Annotated in this window: 2 protein-coding genes; both read right to left on the minus strand. The window is 47.2% G+C overall.

The annotated features are described in order from the left end of the window. A partial coding sequence (locus tag A3761_RS24950) for a hypothetical protein (protein ID WP_068751123.1) occupies window positions 1-462 on the minus strand: 462 nt, incomplete at its 3' end. Further along, the gene (locus tag A3761_RS24955) at window positions 452-568 is read right to left on the minus strand and encodes an energy-coupling factor ABC transporter permease (RefSeq protein ID WP_255374963.1); all 117 of its coding nucleotides are present in this window, start codon (window positions 566-568) and stop codon (window positions 452-454) included. The genes A3761_RS24950 and A3761_RS24955, both read right to left, overlap by 11 nt. Between the last annotated feature and the right edge of the window lie 17 nt (window positions 569-585).

Genomic DNA, 585 nt, shown 5'->3' on the forward strand with positions numbered 1-585 from the left:
GGCATTCAACTCTTTGCGCAAGGGCTTAATTTGTTTTGCGACAGCCTTTTCGATCAATGCTTGTAAGTCATTACCCACCAACATCTGTCCTCGAAGGTTTGTTTCCAGAGCGTCGGCAGATTCCACTGCCATAATCTCGCCTAAGGTATCCGATAAGTCTTCAGCGTTTAAAACTGTTTCAAACACGTGGCCTGCCCCTAGGTTCGCGTAAATATGATGATCAATCCGCTTCGTCGCTTCGAATGTAAAGAAGCCCTCCTCATCCGTTTCGACCAAAACAATTTCTTGACCCTGGAGATCACGAACCATTACCTTAGAGCCTAGTGGTGCCATCTCTCCATTGGAAAAACCTATTTCGCCCTCAACATCAACACCAATGGTATAAACGCCGCCCAGTACGTTATGCGCGACACTCTGCGAACTGACGAAAACAAGGAAGAGCAAACAAAGATTACGTATCATCCCAATCCTCCGATATACGCAGGAGCTCAGGTTTAACTTGTCGAATCAGCAAGACAGCCGCGCCGGTAACAAAACCTTCTAGGATCATAATCGGTATATGCGCCAATACGGTCGCTTGAGCCG

The sequence above is a fragment of the Oleiphilus sp. HI0123 genome (assembly GCF_001635315.1).